The sequence below is a fragment of the Alkalihalophilus pseudofirmus genome, assembly GCF_029094545.1.
In the GTDB taxonomy this organism is placed as follows: domain Bacteria; phylum Bacillota; class Bacilli; order Bacillales; family Bacillaceae_D; genus Alkalihalophilus; species Alkalihalophilus pseudofirmus.
Genome location: NZ_CP117835.1, coordinates 814096 through 828799, shown reverse-complemented (window position 1 = coordinate 828799; position 14704 = coordinate 814096). Strand labels below are relative to the sequence as shown.

Annotated in this window: 14 protein-coding genes, 1 other RNA gene and 1 other annotated feature (1 of these 16 cut by a window edge); of the genes, 2 read left to right on the top strand and 13 right to left on the bottom strand. The window is 40.7% G+C overall.

The window, feature by feature from the left end:
- Positions 1–193, bottom strand: a binding site (T-box leader) (it extends 19 nt beyond the left edge of the window).
- Positions 194–277: 84 nt separating this feature from the next.
- The 10 genes from PQ478_RS04245 to PQ478_RS04200 all read right to left on the bottom strand — a co-directional run bounded on the left by PQ478_RS04245 (position 278) and on the right by PQ478_RS04200 (position 8882).
- Positions 278–1342 carry an AI-2E family transporter gene (locus tag PQ478_RS04245; protein ID WP_012957791.1) on the bottom strand — a complete coding sequence of 355 codons (1065 nt, stop codon included), beginning with the start codon at positions 1340–1342 and terminating at the stop codon, positions 278–280.
- Between the two features lie 130 nt (positions 1343–1472).
- Complete coding sequence (locus tag PQ478_RS04240; RefSeq protein WP_012957790.1) at positions 1473–1661, bottom strand: DUF3918 family protein; 189 nt, start codon at positions 1659–1661, stop codon at positions 1473–1475.
- A 25-nt stretch (positions 1662–1686) separates the two neighbouring features.
- The gene (locus tag PQ478_RS04235) at positions 1687–1875 is read right to left on the bottom strand and encodes a YrzR-like zinc ribbon domain (RefSeq protein ID WP_012957789.1); all 189 of its coding nucleotides are present in this window, start codon (positions 1873–1875) and stop codon (positions 1687–1689) included.
- Between the two features lie 13 nt (positions 1876–1888).
- Positions 1889–2365, bottom strand: a complete 477-nt coding sequence (locus PQ478_RS04230) for a PRC-barrel domain-containing protein (protein WP_012957788.1) — start codon at positions 2363–2365, stop codon at positions 1889–1891.
- A 51-nt stretch (positions 2366–2416) separates the two neighbouring features.
- Positions 2417–4735: an SF1B family DNA helicase RecD2 gene (recD2, locus tag PQ478_RS04225; protein ID WP_289235917.1), complete on the bottom strand. Its 2319-nt coding sequence runs from the start codon at positions 4733–4735 to the stop codon at positions 2417–2419.
- Positions 4736–4747: 12 nt separating this feature from the next.
- A complete protein-coding gene (locus PQ478_RS04220; protein ID WP_289235916.1) occupies positions 4748–5434 on the bottom strand; it encodes a tetratricopeptide repeat protein in 687 nt (228 codons plus the stop codon).
- 77 nt (positions 5435–5511) lie between these two features.
- Complete coding sequence (gene mnmA, locus PQ478_RS04215) at positions 5512–6615, bottom strand: tRNA 2-thiouridine(34) synthase MnmA (RefSeq protein WP_075683101.1); 1104 nt, start codon at positions 6613–6615, stop codon at positions 5512–5514.
- A gap of 21 nt (positions 6616–6636) precedes the next feature.
- Complete coding sequence (locus PQ478_RS04210) at positions 6637–7800, bottom strand: cysteine desulfurase family protein (RefSeq protein ID WP_289236933.1); 1164 nt, start codon at positions 7798–7800, stop codon at positions 6637–6639.
- 22 nt (positions 7801–7822) lie between these two features.
- Positions 7823–8242: a cysteine metabolism transcriptional regulator CymR gene (gene cymR / locus PQ478_RS04205; RefSeq protein ID WP_012957783.1), complete on the bottom strand. Its 420-nt coding sequence runs from the start codon at positions 8240–8242 to the stop codon at positions 7823–7825.
- Complete coding sequence (locus PQ478_RS04200; RefSeq protein ID WP_083633491.1) at positions 8187–8882, bottom strand: YczE/YyaS/YitT family protein; 696 nt, start codon at positions 8880–8882, stop codon at positions 8187–8189. The genes cymR and PQ478_RS04200 overlap by 56 nt, the downstream gene beginning before the upstream one ends.
- A 182-nt stretch (positions 8883–9064) precedes the next feature.
- Between PQ478_RS04200 and PQ478_RS04195 the strand changes: the two genes are divergently transcribed.
- Entirely contained in the window at positions 9065–10333 is a 1269-nt protein-coding gene (locus PQ478_RS04195) for a replication-associated recombination protein A (protein ID WP_289235915.1), read from the top strand.
- 29 nt (positions 10334–10362) lie between these two features.
- On the opposite strand, the gene PQ478_RS04190 is transcribed toward PQ478_RS04195, so the two are convergent.
- Complete coding sequence (locus PQ478_RS04190; RefSeq protein WP_075683104.1) at positions 10363–12531, bottom strand: sensor histidine kinase; 2169 nt, start codon at positions 12529–12531, stop codon at positions 10363–10365.
- 232 nt (positions 12532–12763) lie between these two features.
- Here PQ478_RS04190 and PQ478_RS04185 point away from each other — a divergent pair, with 232 nt between their 5' ends.
- Entirely contained in the window at positions 12764–13411 is a 648-nt protein-coding gene (locus tag PQ478_RS04185) for an RsfA family transcriptional regulator (protein ID WP_075683105.1), read from the top strand.
- Positions 13412–13453: 42 nt separating this feature from the next.
- Here the strand turns inward: PQ478_RS04185 and PQ478_RS04180 are convergent, their stop codons facing one another.
- On the bottom strand, positions 13454–14215 hold the full coding sequence (locus tag PQ478_RS04180) for a tRNA threonylcarbamoyladenosine dehydratase (RefSeq protein WP_289235914.1): 762 nt from the start codon (positions 14213–14215) through the stop codon (positions 13454–13456).
- Between the two features lie 191 nt (positions 14216–14406).
- Positions 14407–14587: non-coding RNA, 6S RNA (gene ssrS, locus PQ478_RS04175), on the bottom strand.
- Between the last annotated feature and the right edge of the window lie 117 nt (positions 14588–14704).

Genomic DNA, 14704 nt, shown 5'->3' with positions numbered 1-14704 from the left:
ATCACGCGGTGCCACCCTAATTATGAATTACCTATTGTAATTCATCACTCAAAGCCGTAACGAGGCTGACGGCAGGTTTTTCCCTGCACTCAGGAGCAGCTTTCCAAATCCCTTCACACAGCAGCTCTTTCAGCCTAAGGAGCTGCCTCTCTTTGTGCGGTCTGATTCGTACTTATTCCGTCGACGTGTTTTGTATACGATTCGTTCGTTGATCTACTCTTCTAACCATCGAGTTAAACCATTTGATTCCTATTATAGAAAAGCGTTTATACACTTGTCAATGACTGATGAAATATAGTCTTAAATGTAGAAGAGTCACCTTTAAAATAGCAAGGGCAGGTACGGCCAATAGCAGCCCGATCACGCCCCCTGCTTCAATCCCTATTACCAAAGCGAGGATAATTAATATAGGGTGCAAATGTAATGTCTTACCAACAATCACGGGAGATAATATATTTCCTTCAATCTGTTGTAAGATTAATATAAATCCAGCTGTTATCAAAGCTAGCTGCCATGACTCAAACAATGCAATGATAATAGCAGGGACGGCACCAATGTATGCTCCAAAGTATGGTATCATCTCTGTCGCCCCCATAAATACTCCTAAAAGAATTGGGTAGGGAACACCGATCAACCAAAAACCCAAACTCGAAATAATTGTTACGGCAAGTGCAACTAATAATTGTCCTCTTATATAGCTCCCAAATGAATGGTCCACATCTTTTGCATAGCGCTTTAAACCCGGCCTCCATTTTCTAGGAGTTAGATACCAGGAAACTTTTTCTATTAGGTCAAAGTCTTTTAAGAAGTAAAAAACAAGAAAGGGGACGACCATTAAACTAAAAATAGATTGAATCAACCATAGTGCAAGAACTTCTATCTGATCGAGTGCTTTTGCTCCAAGCACGCCCGCCTGAGTCGACCATTCATTAATATGAACTCGGATAGGGGATGGAAGAGCTCTGGCTTGCGTTTGAATTTGAATAATCATTTTCTCTATTTCGGTAATTTGCTGTGGTAAGACTGTCATTGCGTGCTGAACTTGTTCAATTAATAACGGAACACCAAACATAAGAACAAGGCCTAGGGTAACTAATAAAGCGAGAAATACGAGTAATACACTTAGCGAACGCGGCAGCCCATGCTCATGAAGCCCCTCTACTAGCGGATGCAGTAAATATGTAAATAAGAAGGATAGGGAAAGAGGAAGCAGCAATGCTTTTATAATGCTTAGTACTGGAGTTACTAAAGGGAATAATTGCATTGCCATAAATACAATCAGCATGAGTAATAAAATAAGAATAAGTCTTGTGATCCACTTATTCTCAAGTGTTTTCCACATTCCCAACACCTCCTTTTCATTTCCTGTTCTTGTTATCGTTAGTGTGTACAAATTAATTTACATTATCACTCTCCTTATTTTTTCACAAAAAAAAGCCTGCCTACATGTGTAGACAAGCTTGTCGCTGCATTTACGAAAAACGTTTGGTTAAGCGTTTCATCGTTTTATTCCACGTTCGTTTATTCAGATATTTATCCATATCTAACCGCGTAATAGGCTGGATAAACTGGTCAAATTTACGCTTTTTCTGGCGACTACTCATCGAATAAGCAGCAGCTCCCACTCCAACAGCAAGTAAAGACGTAAAAGCTTTTCTCATCGGATGACACCACCTTTATATTGGATTACATTCCAACATGCAGATCCTCATCATCAAACAAATCATCTAAGGAACTAAGCGAACCATCTTCTTCGACCTGATGTAAACTTAGCATTCCTTTTTGCAAGCTCATTTCCACAAAGCAATTCCAGCAATAGTACTGATTTGTACCGATTTTTCCTATATCTTTTGATTTACAGTTTGGACATTGCATACGCAGGGCCTCCTTAAATCGACACGATGGCGCGATCCTTGCCAACTACAAGAGGGCCCTTGGTCTTAACTACCTTCCTGCCGTCTACTAAGTCAGCTACTAACCCATCGGTCACTTCATACCCTACGATTGTCCCCACTTCTTCATCAAAATATACATCTTCGACAAGCCCGACTTTTTCGCCTTCAGTCGTCAACAAGGAAATTCCCTGAAGACGTCTTTTGCCTAGCTTTAATGGATGGGCATGATGGTTTTTTCGGTCATATCTCGACACATTTTTAAAGCTTTCCACCATTACCCCGTCATATCCAAAGCTTGCAACTGCGCCTATCGGCAGAAAAAGATGATGATTAAGCCACCCTTTCTTGTCAATAACAAACCCTGAGATACGCTCGCCTCGGTCAACTAACACATCAAGAACATGCCCGCATTCTATTCCTGAAGCTTGTTCGATGACTGGAAGACCTTCTACGGTTGAAAAAGTTCGCAAAGTACTCCCCACCTTTCCGAACAACCTTAGTATGCATGTTATGTCCCTTCGTTATGTTAGTTGACCATTTCCATTCTCATATTCCTGTTGAGATTGTTTTAGGGCGACAAGCTTGTCTTTTAACATCGAATACCTGATTAACTCATCTTCTCGTGTAACTGCGGTATGAAAGGATTTTAATTCCCCGCATAGAAGCAGGAATTTTTTTGCCCGAGTAATCCCTGTATAAATTAAATTTCTCCTCAGCATCCGAGAATAATTACGTACTACAGGCATGACAACGATTGGAAATTCGCTTCCTTGCGATTTATGGATCGAACAGCAATAAGCATGTGTAATTTGATTTAAATCTTTCTTATTGTAGACAACCTCTGTTCCATCAAAACTAATCACAACCTGATCTTGTTTTTCTGTATTTTCTTTTGCATAGAAAATCGCCACAATTTCTCCGCGGTCTCCGTTGTACACATTTTCATCAGGATTGTTTACGAGCTGAAGTACAACATCTCCTGTCCGGTAAGAAAGTTCCCCGTATAAAAGCTCTCGTTTTTGCTCTGTCTTAGGGTTGAAAAGCTCTTGGAGAATACGATTGAGTTCCGTAATCCCCGCCTGCCCTTTATACATCGGAGCCAGTACTTGTATGTCTCTGGCAAGATACCCTTTTTTTATGGCATTTTCACAAATCTGTGTCACAACATGCTGGACGTGATCGGTTGTACACGGAAAGAACCGTCGATCAGGCTTCGCTTCAGGCAGGTCGCTAGGCATTTTCCCTTGTTTCATCTCGTGGGCGAGTTCGATGATCGAGGAGCCTTCCTTTTGTCTATAGATCGCTGTTAAAGGAACCGTTGGAACAACCTCTGCATCTAAGAAATCTTTAAGTACTTGGCCAGGTCCAACTGAAGGCAATTGATCTTGATCTCCTACAAAAACGACCTGCATGCCTTTAGGGATCGCCTTTAACAATTGATTAGCAAGCCAGATGTCAACCATTGAAACCTCATCGACAATAATCAATTCTCCTTCCAGCTGCTCATGTTCTCCTTTTTCAAATCCACCATTTCCGCCTTTCCAGCCAAGCAGCCTATGAATGGTAACAGCAGGCAGTTCTGTTGCCTCACTCATCCGCTTTGCCGCTCTTCCAGTTGGTGCGACAAGTAAGATCGGAAATGGATTGGATTTAGTGTACGCTTTAGGGTCAAGTGATAAACCGTTAAGCCTTGCATACGTTTCGACAATTCCTTTAATAACCGTTGTCTTTCCCGTTCCCGGCCCCCCTGTAAGGAGCATAAAAGGATTAGCTAACGCTGTTTGAATCGCTTCTTTCTGCTGCGGTGCGTATTCAATTTTCAACTCTTCCTCAAGCTCGCCTAGTGTTTTTAAGAACTCCGATTCCGGGAATTCATCCTTAACCTCCGTAGCCATGAGTCTCCTTACACTTGAGACAATTCCTTTTTCAGCAAAATACAGTGATTTTATATAGACGCGCGTTTCCTCAAGTACAAGCGCATCCTCCTCTTCCATCGTTAAAAGCTCATGCTCGACTTCTTCTGTACTTATTGACGCATCTGGTGACGATAACAGTTGTTTTACATGAGGGATCAATTCTTCTTTTTCGATATAGACATGTCCATCTTGTAAGCATAATTCTTGTACAACAAACAAAAGCCCCGCTCGGATCCTGTCTGGGTGATTCCCTGTTAAACCAATCGCAGCTCCAAGTAAATCAGCTTTCCTAAATCCAATCCCTTCTACATCTGCAATCAGCTGATAAGGATTTGTTTGAATAATATCAAGTGCTTGAAACCCATACTTTTGATATACCTTCATTGATAGTTCAAGACCAAATCCGTGCTTTGACAGCGTCATTAGGACCTGTTCAACTCCTTGTTGGTCTATGAGCTGCTGATATAATTGGTCTGCTTTTTCTTTAGAGAGCTTTGGTACAGCTTTTAGCACAGCTCGGTCTTCAACAATCCGAGTAATGGCCCTTTCCCCTAATACCTCAACAATCGTTTCTGCTGTCCTCTTGCCGATCCCTGGGAAGCGATCACTTGAAAGATATTGAATGATGCCGTTCTTTGTTTGAGGCAGATCTCGTCTAAATTGCTCTACTTGATACTGCTGTCCAAAACGTGGATGGTCAGTGATGGTCCCAAAAAACAAAAAGGTTTCAGCTACATCCAGCTGCGGAAGGATTCCCACTACCGTTATTTTCTTATCCTTTAGCTCTTCATTTGTTTCACTGACCCGAATCAGAGCTACAGTGTAGGCATTTTCATCATTTCTAAAGACGAGATGGAGAACCTCGCCTTTTATATAGCCACGCTCTATTCCGTTATCTTGTTCTAAGGATTGTTGTTCATCCATTCATAATCACCCTTATTGCAAGGCTTCTGATACGGTCTTTCGTCCATTAGCAGCTAGTGCATGATCCGGCTGGATACGAAGAGCTTCTTCAAATGCTTGAAGAGCTTTCGTCAAATTTTCCTGATACGCATAAGCAACACCAAGATTAAAATGAGCATCCGCATGTTCAGGTGCCAGCTTAACCACTTCTTCAAGCTCAACTACCGCATCCTCTACCTGTTCGAGCTGAGCTAACGTTAGACCGTACTGGAAGCGCGCATCTACATCTGACTTATTGAGTTCAACGGCACGCTTAAAGTTTGCAAGTGCATGCGGCAGAGCCCCAAGCTGATAATAACTCATTCCAAGCATAAAAAAGACATCTGCCTCTTCAAGCTTTTCTACTAACGCTTGTTTAAACATTTTTGCAGCTTCTTCAAACTGATCTTGCTTAAAATAAATCGTTCCCGCACCGTAATAAGCAGTGGCAGCATGTTCATCTAGTTCAATCGCTTTATCAAAGAAAATAAGCGCACGTTCATAGTCATTTACGGCTCCAAGCAGATTTCCAAAGTTAATAAAAGCTGTTGCATCCTTTGGGTTTTCTTCGATTGCAGCATTAAACGCTTTTGCCGCTTCCTCGTAATTTTGTTCATTCATATACGAAATTCCTTTTTCATTCCAATTCGTCTCATTACTACTTAATTCATTATTGCTCATTATTTTCATCCTCTCACTGCTTCTATCCTTTATTTATTATCTCACGCCGGAACACAGAGAAAAAGGGAAAATACCATTTAGGCATTTTCCCACTTTTTAATCACTCGATCGATCGTACCTCCACCTAAACATACATCACCTTCATAGAAAACGACGGCTTGTCCCGGTGTAATCGCACGCTCTGGCTCATCAAATTTCACGAGCGCGCCTCCGTCTTCCTGCGGTATAACCGTCACGCCTTGATCATCTTGGCGGTAGCGGAATTTAGCTGTACAACGGAATTCACTAGTTGGTTTTGTTGGTGAGATCCAATTCAAATGAACGGCTTCTAGTCCCTCTGAATATAAACCTTGGTTATGGAACCCTTGTCCAACAATCAATACGTTGCGCTCTAAGTCTTTATCAATAACAAACCACGGCTCGCCAGCTCCGCCAATGCCAAGACCTTGACGCTGCCCTAATGTATAGTACATTAATCCGTCATGCTGACCCTTTACTTCACCATCAACGGTTTGCATTTCACCAGGCTGTGCAGGCAAAAATTCACTTAGAAATTCTTTGAAATTACGTTCTCCGATAAAGCAAATTCCAGTGCTGTCTTTTTTCTTAGCCGTAGCAAGATCCGCAGCTAACGCTCTCTCTCGCACTTCCTTTTTAGGAATGTGACCAATTGGGAACATCGTTTTTGATAACTGCTGCTGTGAGAGGGCATTTAAGAAATAGGTTTGATCTTTATTGCTGTCAACACCACGCAGCAATTTGAACTCTCCGTCTACTTCTTCCACACGTGCATAATGACCGGTTGCCACATAATCAGCACCAAGTGCCATCGCATGGTTTAAAAACGCTTTGAACTTGATTTCTTTATTACACATGACATCTGGGTTAGGCGTACGCCCCGCTTTATATTCCTCGAGGAAATACGTAAATACCTTATCCCAATATTGTTTTTCAAAATTAACTGCATAATAAGGAATGCCGATTTGATTACATACACGAATCACATCTTCATAGTCCTCAGTAGCTGTACAAAAGCCGCTTTCATCAGTATCATCCCAGTTTTTCATGAATATCCCGATGACATCATAGCCTTGTTCTTTTAAAACGAGGGCGGTTACAGATGAATCTACGCCACCTGACATCCCTACTACGACCTTTGTATCTTCAGGTCTTTTTTTCATCATTTCCACCACCTAATGCTCCTAGCTGATAAACTGCTGCTGTTCTTGGAGTCTTTTAACAATTTTTGCAATCTCTTTTGCCGCATGTTCAATTTCTTCTTCAGTATTGGTGATACCAAAACTGAATCTAACAGCCGAAAAGATGCGCTCTTTCCCCTCATTACCGTACATCGCTTCTAGAACATGTGAAGGCTCAAGTGAACCTGCCGTACATGCTGAACCGCTTGATGCTGCGATATTAGCCATATCAAGTGCGACAAGCAGCGCTTCGACTTGAACACCCGGAAAACTTATATTTAATACATGAGGAAGGCGCTCGACCGGATCCCCATTTAATCCAAAATTGATGTCCATCTTAGTAAATGTATCAAAAAAGATCCGGGAATAGCCAAGATAACGCTCACGTTTTTCATTGGCAGTTTCAACAGCAATTTCCATTGCTTTCTTAAACCCAACAATTGCTGCTACATTTTCCGTACCCGCTCTTCGCTTACGCTCCTGCTCTCCCCCAAATAACAGTGGTCTTGCTGAGATACCTTTTTTCATATATAAAAGGCCGATTCCTTTAGGGCCGTTAATTTTGTGAGCGGACAATGAAAGCATATCCACAGGCAGCTCTGCTAGGTTTATATCCACTGTACCCAAAGCTTGAACGGCATCTGTATGAAAGGCTGCTTGATGCTCCCTCACTATCTCGCCAATCTCTTTAATAGGCTGAATCGTTCCTACTTCGTTATTCCCATACATAATCGTTATAAGGATCGTATCATCGCGCAGCGCTTTACGAACGTCTTCAACACTGACTCTTCCGATTTCATCCACCGGTAAATAGGTAACCTCAAAGCCTCTCTGTTCTAGTTCGGCGCAAGCATGTCCTACTGCATGATGCTCAATTTGCGTGGTAATTATATGCTTGCCTTTTGACTCATTTTCTAATGCGTAACCTATGACCGCTAAATTATCTGCTTCAGTACCCCCGCTAGTAATAATTAATTGATTAGGGGACGTATGAAGGCATTCTGCAAGTTTTGCTCTTGCCTCATCAACTGCCTGACGAGCTGCGCGTCCAATATGATGGATGCTAGACGGGTTGCCAAACTGCTCATAAAAATACGGCAACATCGCATCAACTACCCTCGGGTCCATTGGCGATGTTGCAGCATGGTCAAGATAGATGGAATCCATCATTGATCACCTTCTTTATTTATTAAATGTAGAACATATAATATTCTTGTTTGCCTTTATCTTCAAATTTCGCTAAATCATCTAATGTTGTATTATCAAGTACATCTTTTACCGCATCACGAATTTTAATCCATAAGTCACGCTTTGCAGGCTCTTCATCATCCATTACTTCCACTGGACTGATCGGTCCTTCAAGTACACGGATAATATCTCCCGCTGTAATCTCATTTGCATCCTTTGCAAGCATATAACCGCCATAAGCACCGCGTACACTCTTTACAAGCATCGCATTTCTAAGAGGTGCAATCAGCTGCTCTAAATAATGTTCAGATAGTTTATATTCTTTTGCGATTGATTTTAATGAAACTGGACCTTCACCTGACTTTTTAGCTAACGCCATCATGATGGTGAGTCCGTAACGTCCCTTGGTTGAAATTTTCATTTTTCGACCCTCTTTCTATCAAAATATCGACCATTCGCTGACATTGGGGCATCGTAAAGCCTACGACCGAACCAATCCCAAAGCAAAATAATAACGTTCCTATAAAGACCGGACCTCCTAGAAGCCACCCTGCAGTCAATACAATGACCTCCATCGAACTACGCACCCATTGAACTTTCCATCCTGTGCGCAGTGTCAGAGCAAGCATTAAGCTGTCCCGTGGTCCTGCTCCAAGCTTTGGCGCAATATATAAGCCAATTCCGTATCCAATGATTATAATTCCTAGTAATAGCATAGCCAATTTCAAGACAAAACCTTCAGGGGCTGGCAAGATCCACAAAAAGATATCAATGAATACCCCGACTAATACCATATTAATAAATGCACCAAGCTGCGGCCATTCTTTTGTTAAAAAACTTGTTGCACCAATAATAAGAAAACCCATGATAATAGACCATGAGCCTACTGTAAGTCCTAGCTGCAGGGTGAGACCGATATGCAATACATCCCACGGCGCACTCCCTAAGTCTGCCTTAATCATCATCGATATTCCAAACGACATGATGACGAGGCCAACCATAAACACTGCCCAGCGAACAAATAACTTGCTCGGTTTTCTTCTATTCTCAACTCCGCTCAAAGGTTACCCCTTCTCTCCTGCTAATTCTTTGTCATTATAGCATGAATTACATTTATTTTGGCGTCTAAATCACTGTCGTGCCCATTCACTCTCTTGGTGTATTCTAAGTATGCTGGATCATTGGCTTTTCCCCTCTATTGGGCTACACTATAGGTGAATGCTAGTTTATTGGAGATGATCGGATGAAAAAAGAACCACTCGCATATCGTATGCGTCCAAAGAAAATTGAAGACATTATTGGCCAGAGCCACCTAGTAGGCGACGGCAAGCTTCTGCGCCGGATGGTCGATGTCGGTCAACTTTCATCGATGATCTTATATGGTCCTCCTGGTGTAGGTAAAACTTCTATAGCAACAGCCATCGCCGGAAGTACCGACACTCCTTTCAAATTGTTAAACGCTGTGGTCCACAATAAGAAAGATATGGAAATTGCTGTTGCCGAAGCAAAAATGCATGGGCAGCTCATCGTTATTCTCGATGAAGTACATCGGTTAGATAAAGCAAAACAAGATTTCTTGCTGCCTCATTTAGAAAAAGGACTTATTATTTTAATTGGAGCTACTACGGCTAATCCTTATCACTCTATTAACCCAGCAATCCGCAGCCGTTGTCAAATATTTGAACTTGAATCCCTTACTCCTGATGATATAAAGACTGCTCTAATTCGTGCGATTCAAAATCCGGAGTCGGGATTTGGCAAAGAGAAGATTAAAATAGAAGACGAAGCCATCAGCCATCTTGCTCATATGTGCGGTGGCGATGTCCGCTCAGCTTTAAATGCCCTAGAGCTTGCTGTTAAATCAACGTTTGCAACGGAGGACGGAATTAAACATATCTCACTTGAAACCGCCGAATCATGCATTCAAAAGAAAAGCTTTCATCATGATAAAGATGGCGATGCTCATTATGACGTATTATCTGCCTTCCAGAAATCAATCCGTGGAAGTGATGTAAATGCTGGGCTTCATTACTTAGCCCGTCTGCTTGAAGCAGGTGATTTAACAAGTATAGCAAGAAGGCTTCTTGTAATTTCCTATGAAGATATTGGGCTAGCAAACCCACAAGCTGGAGCGAGAACATTAGCTGCGATAGAGTCAGCCGAACGGCTAGGAATGCCAGAAGCACGCATCCCTCTCTCAAACGCTGTGGTCGAGCTTTGCCTTTCTCCAAAATCTAATTCTGCATATAAAGCAATAGATGCAGCTATTGCAGATATTAGAGGAGGCGCTTCTGGGGATGTACCTAAACATTTGAAGGATGCTCATTATAAAGGAGCAAAAGCACTTGGGCGCGGGGTAGAATATCAGTATCCTCATGACTTTGATCACGGATGGGTTAAGCAGCAATACCTGCCGGACAAACTAAAAAAGGCCCGCTATTATGAACCTAAACGCACAGGGAAATTTGAACAAGCTCTTGCCGATATTTATGATAAATTAGACCAACGCTAAAAACTGGCTGCCAAGGGCAGCCAGTTTTTTTAGCGGTACATTTTCAATTCATACAAAGGAAGTTGAATCATAAACGTGGTTCCTACACCTTCCTTGCTTGTCACAAGAAGCTTGCCGCCGATCTCTTCGACAATTCTAAATGAGGTCATCAGCCCGAGTCCGGTGCCTGTTTCCTTTGTAGTAAAAAACGGTGTACCAAGCTTTTCAATCGTTTGAGGATTCATCCCGATGCCCGTGTCCTCGACTTTTATTTCGATTATCTCTCGTTCTGTATTCTCATAAGCAGAAAGAGCTAGTGACCCGCTTCCATCGATTGCTTCTAATCCATTTTTCACTAAATTCATCACGACTTGGTGCAATTTACTGCGATCTAAATAAACGGTTGGGAGCGGTTCTACTTGCAGTCTCATTTTAATTCCTTGCTCGTTTGCTTCTGGTTCGTACAAAGTATGAATATCGGTTAACACCTCACCAATATTTGTTTCTGTTTTTGATGTGCCAGATTTAGGGTTAGCCATTTGCAGCAGTTCCCCAATAATGGAATTCACTCGATCAATCTCTTTGATTATGACATCATAATGAACTTTATGTTCATCTTTCGTCGCATCCGATTGATGGAAAATTTGCATAAAGCCTCTAATCGTCGTTAGCGGATTACGAATTTCATGTGCAAATCCTGCAGCCAGCTGGCCGACTAGCTGAAGCTTTTCAGAGCGAATTAACTCCTGCTCTATCTTGCGTTTGTCTGTAATATCAATAAAGATCAGCAACACGTCTTCAAGTTCTTCTTCATTATTTAACTTAGGCAGAGTTGATACACCGGCAAAAAAGATTCGCTTCTGCCCGCCTAAATAACATTCAAATTCATACTTTTTATTAAAGTCTTGATTCCTGAGCACATCGGAAAGCTTTGAACAATCAATAAACGTTTTAAACGCTCCGTTCTGCTCAATAACTTGATCGAGTGTTGCACCCAAGGCTTGTTCTTTAGCTAGACCGAACAATTGCTCACACTGACGGTTAAATGTGGTCACCCGTTGACTGCTTTGTTGAAATGCTAGGACCCCATTATCGGTTGTTTCTAAAATCAGAGTAGATTTACGATGGCTTTTCTCACGCTCAACTAATCGTCTTGTCATCATATTAAATGTACGTGTGAGCGTATCCACTTCATGATAAGCATCAGGTGCTAATGGATACACTTTTTTGCCAAACGCAAAATCACTCGTCGCAAAGACAAGTTTTTGCAATGGTTTCACGATATAAGAGGATAACTTTATGACACCTATTGATGTAATAAGCACCACACACCCAAACAATACGAGATACTTTAAAATGAGTTCTTCAATAGGCGAATTCATTCGTTCATTTGGAACAGAAATACTAAGATACCACTCATTATCAAAACCAGGTGCTTTTGCGATTCTAGAAAACGTTTGAATCATATCATTGCTTTTGCTATGAAATAAGTTTCGGTTTTGAACCAGTCCATCAAATGCTTCACTTGTTAAATTATTTTGCTCCAAATAATTGTATGAGAGAATTAGATTTTCATTTGGATGAGCAATAATGTCACCTCGTTCATTCACCAAAAAAGCATATCCTTCAAGGCCGTGACTTTTTTGCTGCTTGCTGTAATGAGCCAAACGCTCCCATAAAAAATTCACATCAAAGATGGCTGAAACGACTCCCAACGCTTCACCGTCTTCATCCTTCACAACACTCGCTAAAACGATGGCTGGTTGGTGAAGAACATCAGAATAAAAAATATCAGAAAAATAAATACCGTTTTGACTTATCGCCTTTTGATACCATAATCTGTCAGTTACATCTGTGCCCACAATCGTATTATCTAAATCAACACTGACTACACCTTCTGGATTTACAAATAAGGCTCCGTAATAAATTGAATAAGCATTAACAAAGATCCGCAGCTCTTCTCTAATCTCTTCTCTTGTAGCAGTCGAATCTCGCAAGATTGTATTGTTTGCTAGAATCGTTACATCTGCCATTCGTTCATTGACAATCTCTTCTATAGAAATAGCTAAATTATCTGCCATTGTATACATTGTTTGTTGAAGCTGTTGATTGGTTTCTATTTTTTGCGATTGAAAAGTGATATACCCTACAAATAAAAGGGGAAGCAACGTCGCAAATAGGAAAAAGAACAATAATTTTGCTCGTAAAGTTTTTAACATGGAATACTCCTCGAATAATGTCGAAATGTAAGAATAAATTTTTCTTCTATATCTTACACGTTTACACCATATAAAAAAAGGTTCTTTCATACTTTTTCATAATGATTAGGCTTACAATTTCAATAAATAGAGGGAAATCGATTAAATTTTCTATGAGCCTTGTATAAACTATCTTCTTTCTGACCATAGTAGCTAGTAACAAAAACTATCTATGGATTAGGAGTTGAAAAGAATGAAAGTTAGACAGGATGCTTGGTCCCACGAAGATGATGTATTACTTGCTGAAACCGTATTAAAACATATTCGTGAAGGCAGCACGCAGCTGCAAGCCTTCGAAGAGGTAGGAGATGAATTAAATCGCACCTCTGCAGCATGTGGTTTTAGGTGGAATGCTGTTGTAAGGCAGCGATTTATTAAGCAAATTGCTGAGGCAAAAAAAGAAAGAAAGCAGAGAAAACGTGCAATGTCTTTCTCCTATTACACTCAGCGCAAGCCTTTATGGGCACCACCAGCCGCACAACCTTCAATGAATGCAGTATCTTCATATAATCCAGAGCCTGCATCTAGTTCTTCGCTGTCACTCGATGCGGTTATTCAATACTTACAGACATTATCCGACCAAACAAACTCCAAAGAGGTGGAGGAGGAAAACCAGGCTCTTATTAAAACCAATCTTGAGCTGATCAACCGTAATCGTGAATTAGAAATCGAAATCCAAAAGCTTAAACAAGACAGTTCAATCATTGAAGAAGATTACCAATCTCTTATTCAAATTATGAACCGTGCAAGAAGAATGGCGATTTTAGAGGATGAAGAGACTTTATCCAACGCTTCATTTAAAATGGACAAAAACGGAAATTTAGAGAAATTAGCTAAATAATTGATACAAAAATGGCCTCCACAAAAGTGGAAGCCATTTTTATTAACGATTAATTTCTATTCCATCAAGTAATTTCGTAATTACATGACCTGCCATAATCAATCCAGCTACAGATGGAACAAAAGCATTTGAGGATGGAGGCATTTTTGCTTTTCGAATTGGGCCTTCCTCAGCTTTTTGTGGAACAATTTCTTTTCTGATATCTTCACGAATTTTGATCGGCTGTTCATCAGAAAATACGACTTCAATTCCTTTATGAATTCCGTCTTTACGAAGTTTCGTACGAATGACCTTTGCAATTGGGTCATAGCTTGTCTTTGAAATATCAGCGATCCGCAGGCGGGTCGGGTCCATCTTATTAGCAGCACCCATACTAGAGATGATTGGTATTTTACGCTCTAAACATTGTTTCATTAAATGGATCTTATAAGAAATGGTATCACTTGCATCAATAACATAATCAAGACCATAACTAAAAAACTGTTTATATGTCTCTTCTGTATAGAACATTTTAAGAGCAATGACTTCACAATCAGGGTTAATATCTGCAATTCTCTCTTTCATGAGATCTACTTTCTCACGGCCGACAGTGGAGAGAAGGGCATGAATTTGGCGGTTCACGTTCGTAATATCCACATCATCTTTATCTACAAGAACTAAACGTCCGACTCCAGAGCGGGCAAGCGCCTCAGCTGAAAATGACCCCACTCCTCCAATTCCTAGAACAGCTACTGTACTATTTTTTAATTGATCAAGACCATCATGACCAATGGCTAATTCATTTCGTGAAAACTGATGTAACATGGATTGTTTCTCCTTCCAAGAGTAAGGTGTACGTATTATATAGTATACCCTTTTAGTACCATACTAAAAAGCTATCTATTATCGGATTTGAATATATCACAGCCTGCAAAAAAAGTCTAAGGCGTTTTCACAGCGAAAAAAGCTGAATTGCTCTTATGAACAATTCAGCTTTTTTCCGAGTTATGTAGGATAAGAATCCCAGCTATGCCGTATTTGACTTACGTTTTGAACCTGCTCTCACAGGTGGGTGCCTAGTGTTCATTCTCTTACGTCCTTGACGTAGAAGGCATGTAATCCAACAAACAACTTATTGCTCCCTTTTCAAAAGTGTTGGCTCAAAACAATCAGTTTTTACGAACAATGTAGGACTCTTATCTTGTTGACTATAATATACCATGACAGAAAACGACATGCAAGTATTTTATCTAAATTTTCTGTTATTTATTTTTTTGTTCTTTTTTATGAGGTATGGTACGGTATGAATAAACC

What these genes read in the sequence shown, in the direction of transcription:
- PQ478_RS04220 (WP_289235916.1), bottom strand. Translation starts at nt 5,434, where the DNA reads ATGAGCAATAATGAATTAAGTAGTAATGAGACGAATTGGAATGAAAAA.
- PQ478_RS04190 (WP_075683104.1), bottom strand. Translation starts at nt 12,531, where the DNA reads ATGTTAAAAACTTTACGAGCAAAATTATTGTTCTTTTTCCTATTTGCG.
- PQ478_RS04210 (WP_289236933.1), bottom strand. Translation starts at nt 7,800, where the DNA reads ATGGATTCCATCTATCTTGACCATGCTGCAACATCGCCAATGGACCCG.
- PQ478_RS04195 (WP_289235915.1), top strand. Translation starts at nt 9,065, where the DNA reads ATGAAAAAAGAACCACTCGCATATCGTATGCGTCCAAAGAAAATTGAA.
- PQ478_RS04240 (WP_012957790.1), bottom strand. Translation starts at nt 1,661, where the DNA reads ATGAGAAAAGCTTTTACGTCTTTACTTGCTGTTGGAGTGGGAGCTGCT.
- PQ478_RS04185 (WP_075683105.1), top strand. Translation starts at nt 12,764, where the DNA reads ATGAAAGTTAGACAGGATGCTTGGTCCCACGAAGATGATGTATTACTT.
- PQ478_RS04245 (WP_012957791.1), bottom strand. Translation starts at nt 1,342, where the DNA reads ATGTGGAAAACACTTGAGAATAAGTGGATCACAAGACTTATTCTTATT.
- recD2 (WP_289235917.1), bottom strand. Translation starts at nt 4,735, where the DNA reads ATGGATGAACAACAATCCTTAGAACAAGATAACGGAATAGAGCGTGGC.
- cymR (WP_012957783.1), bottom strand. Translation starts at nt 8,242, where the DNA reads ATGAAAATTTCAACCAAGGGACGTTACGGACTCACCATCATGATGGCG.
- mnmA (WP_075683101.1), bottom strand. Translation starts at nt 6,615, where the DNA reads ATGAAAAAAAGACCTGAAGATACAAAGGTCGTAGTAGGGATGTCAGGT.
- PQ478_RS04235 (WP_012957789.1), bottom strand. Translation starts at nt 1,875, where the DNA reads ATGCAATGTCCAAACTGTAAATCAAAAGATATAGGAAAAATCGGTACA.
- PQ478_RS04180 (WP_289235914.1), bottom strand. Translation starts at nt 14,215, where the DNA reads ATGTTACATCAGTTTTCACGAAATGAATTAGCCATTGGTCATGATGGT.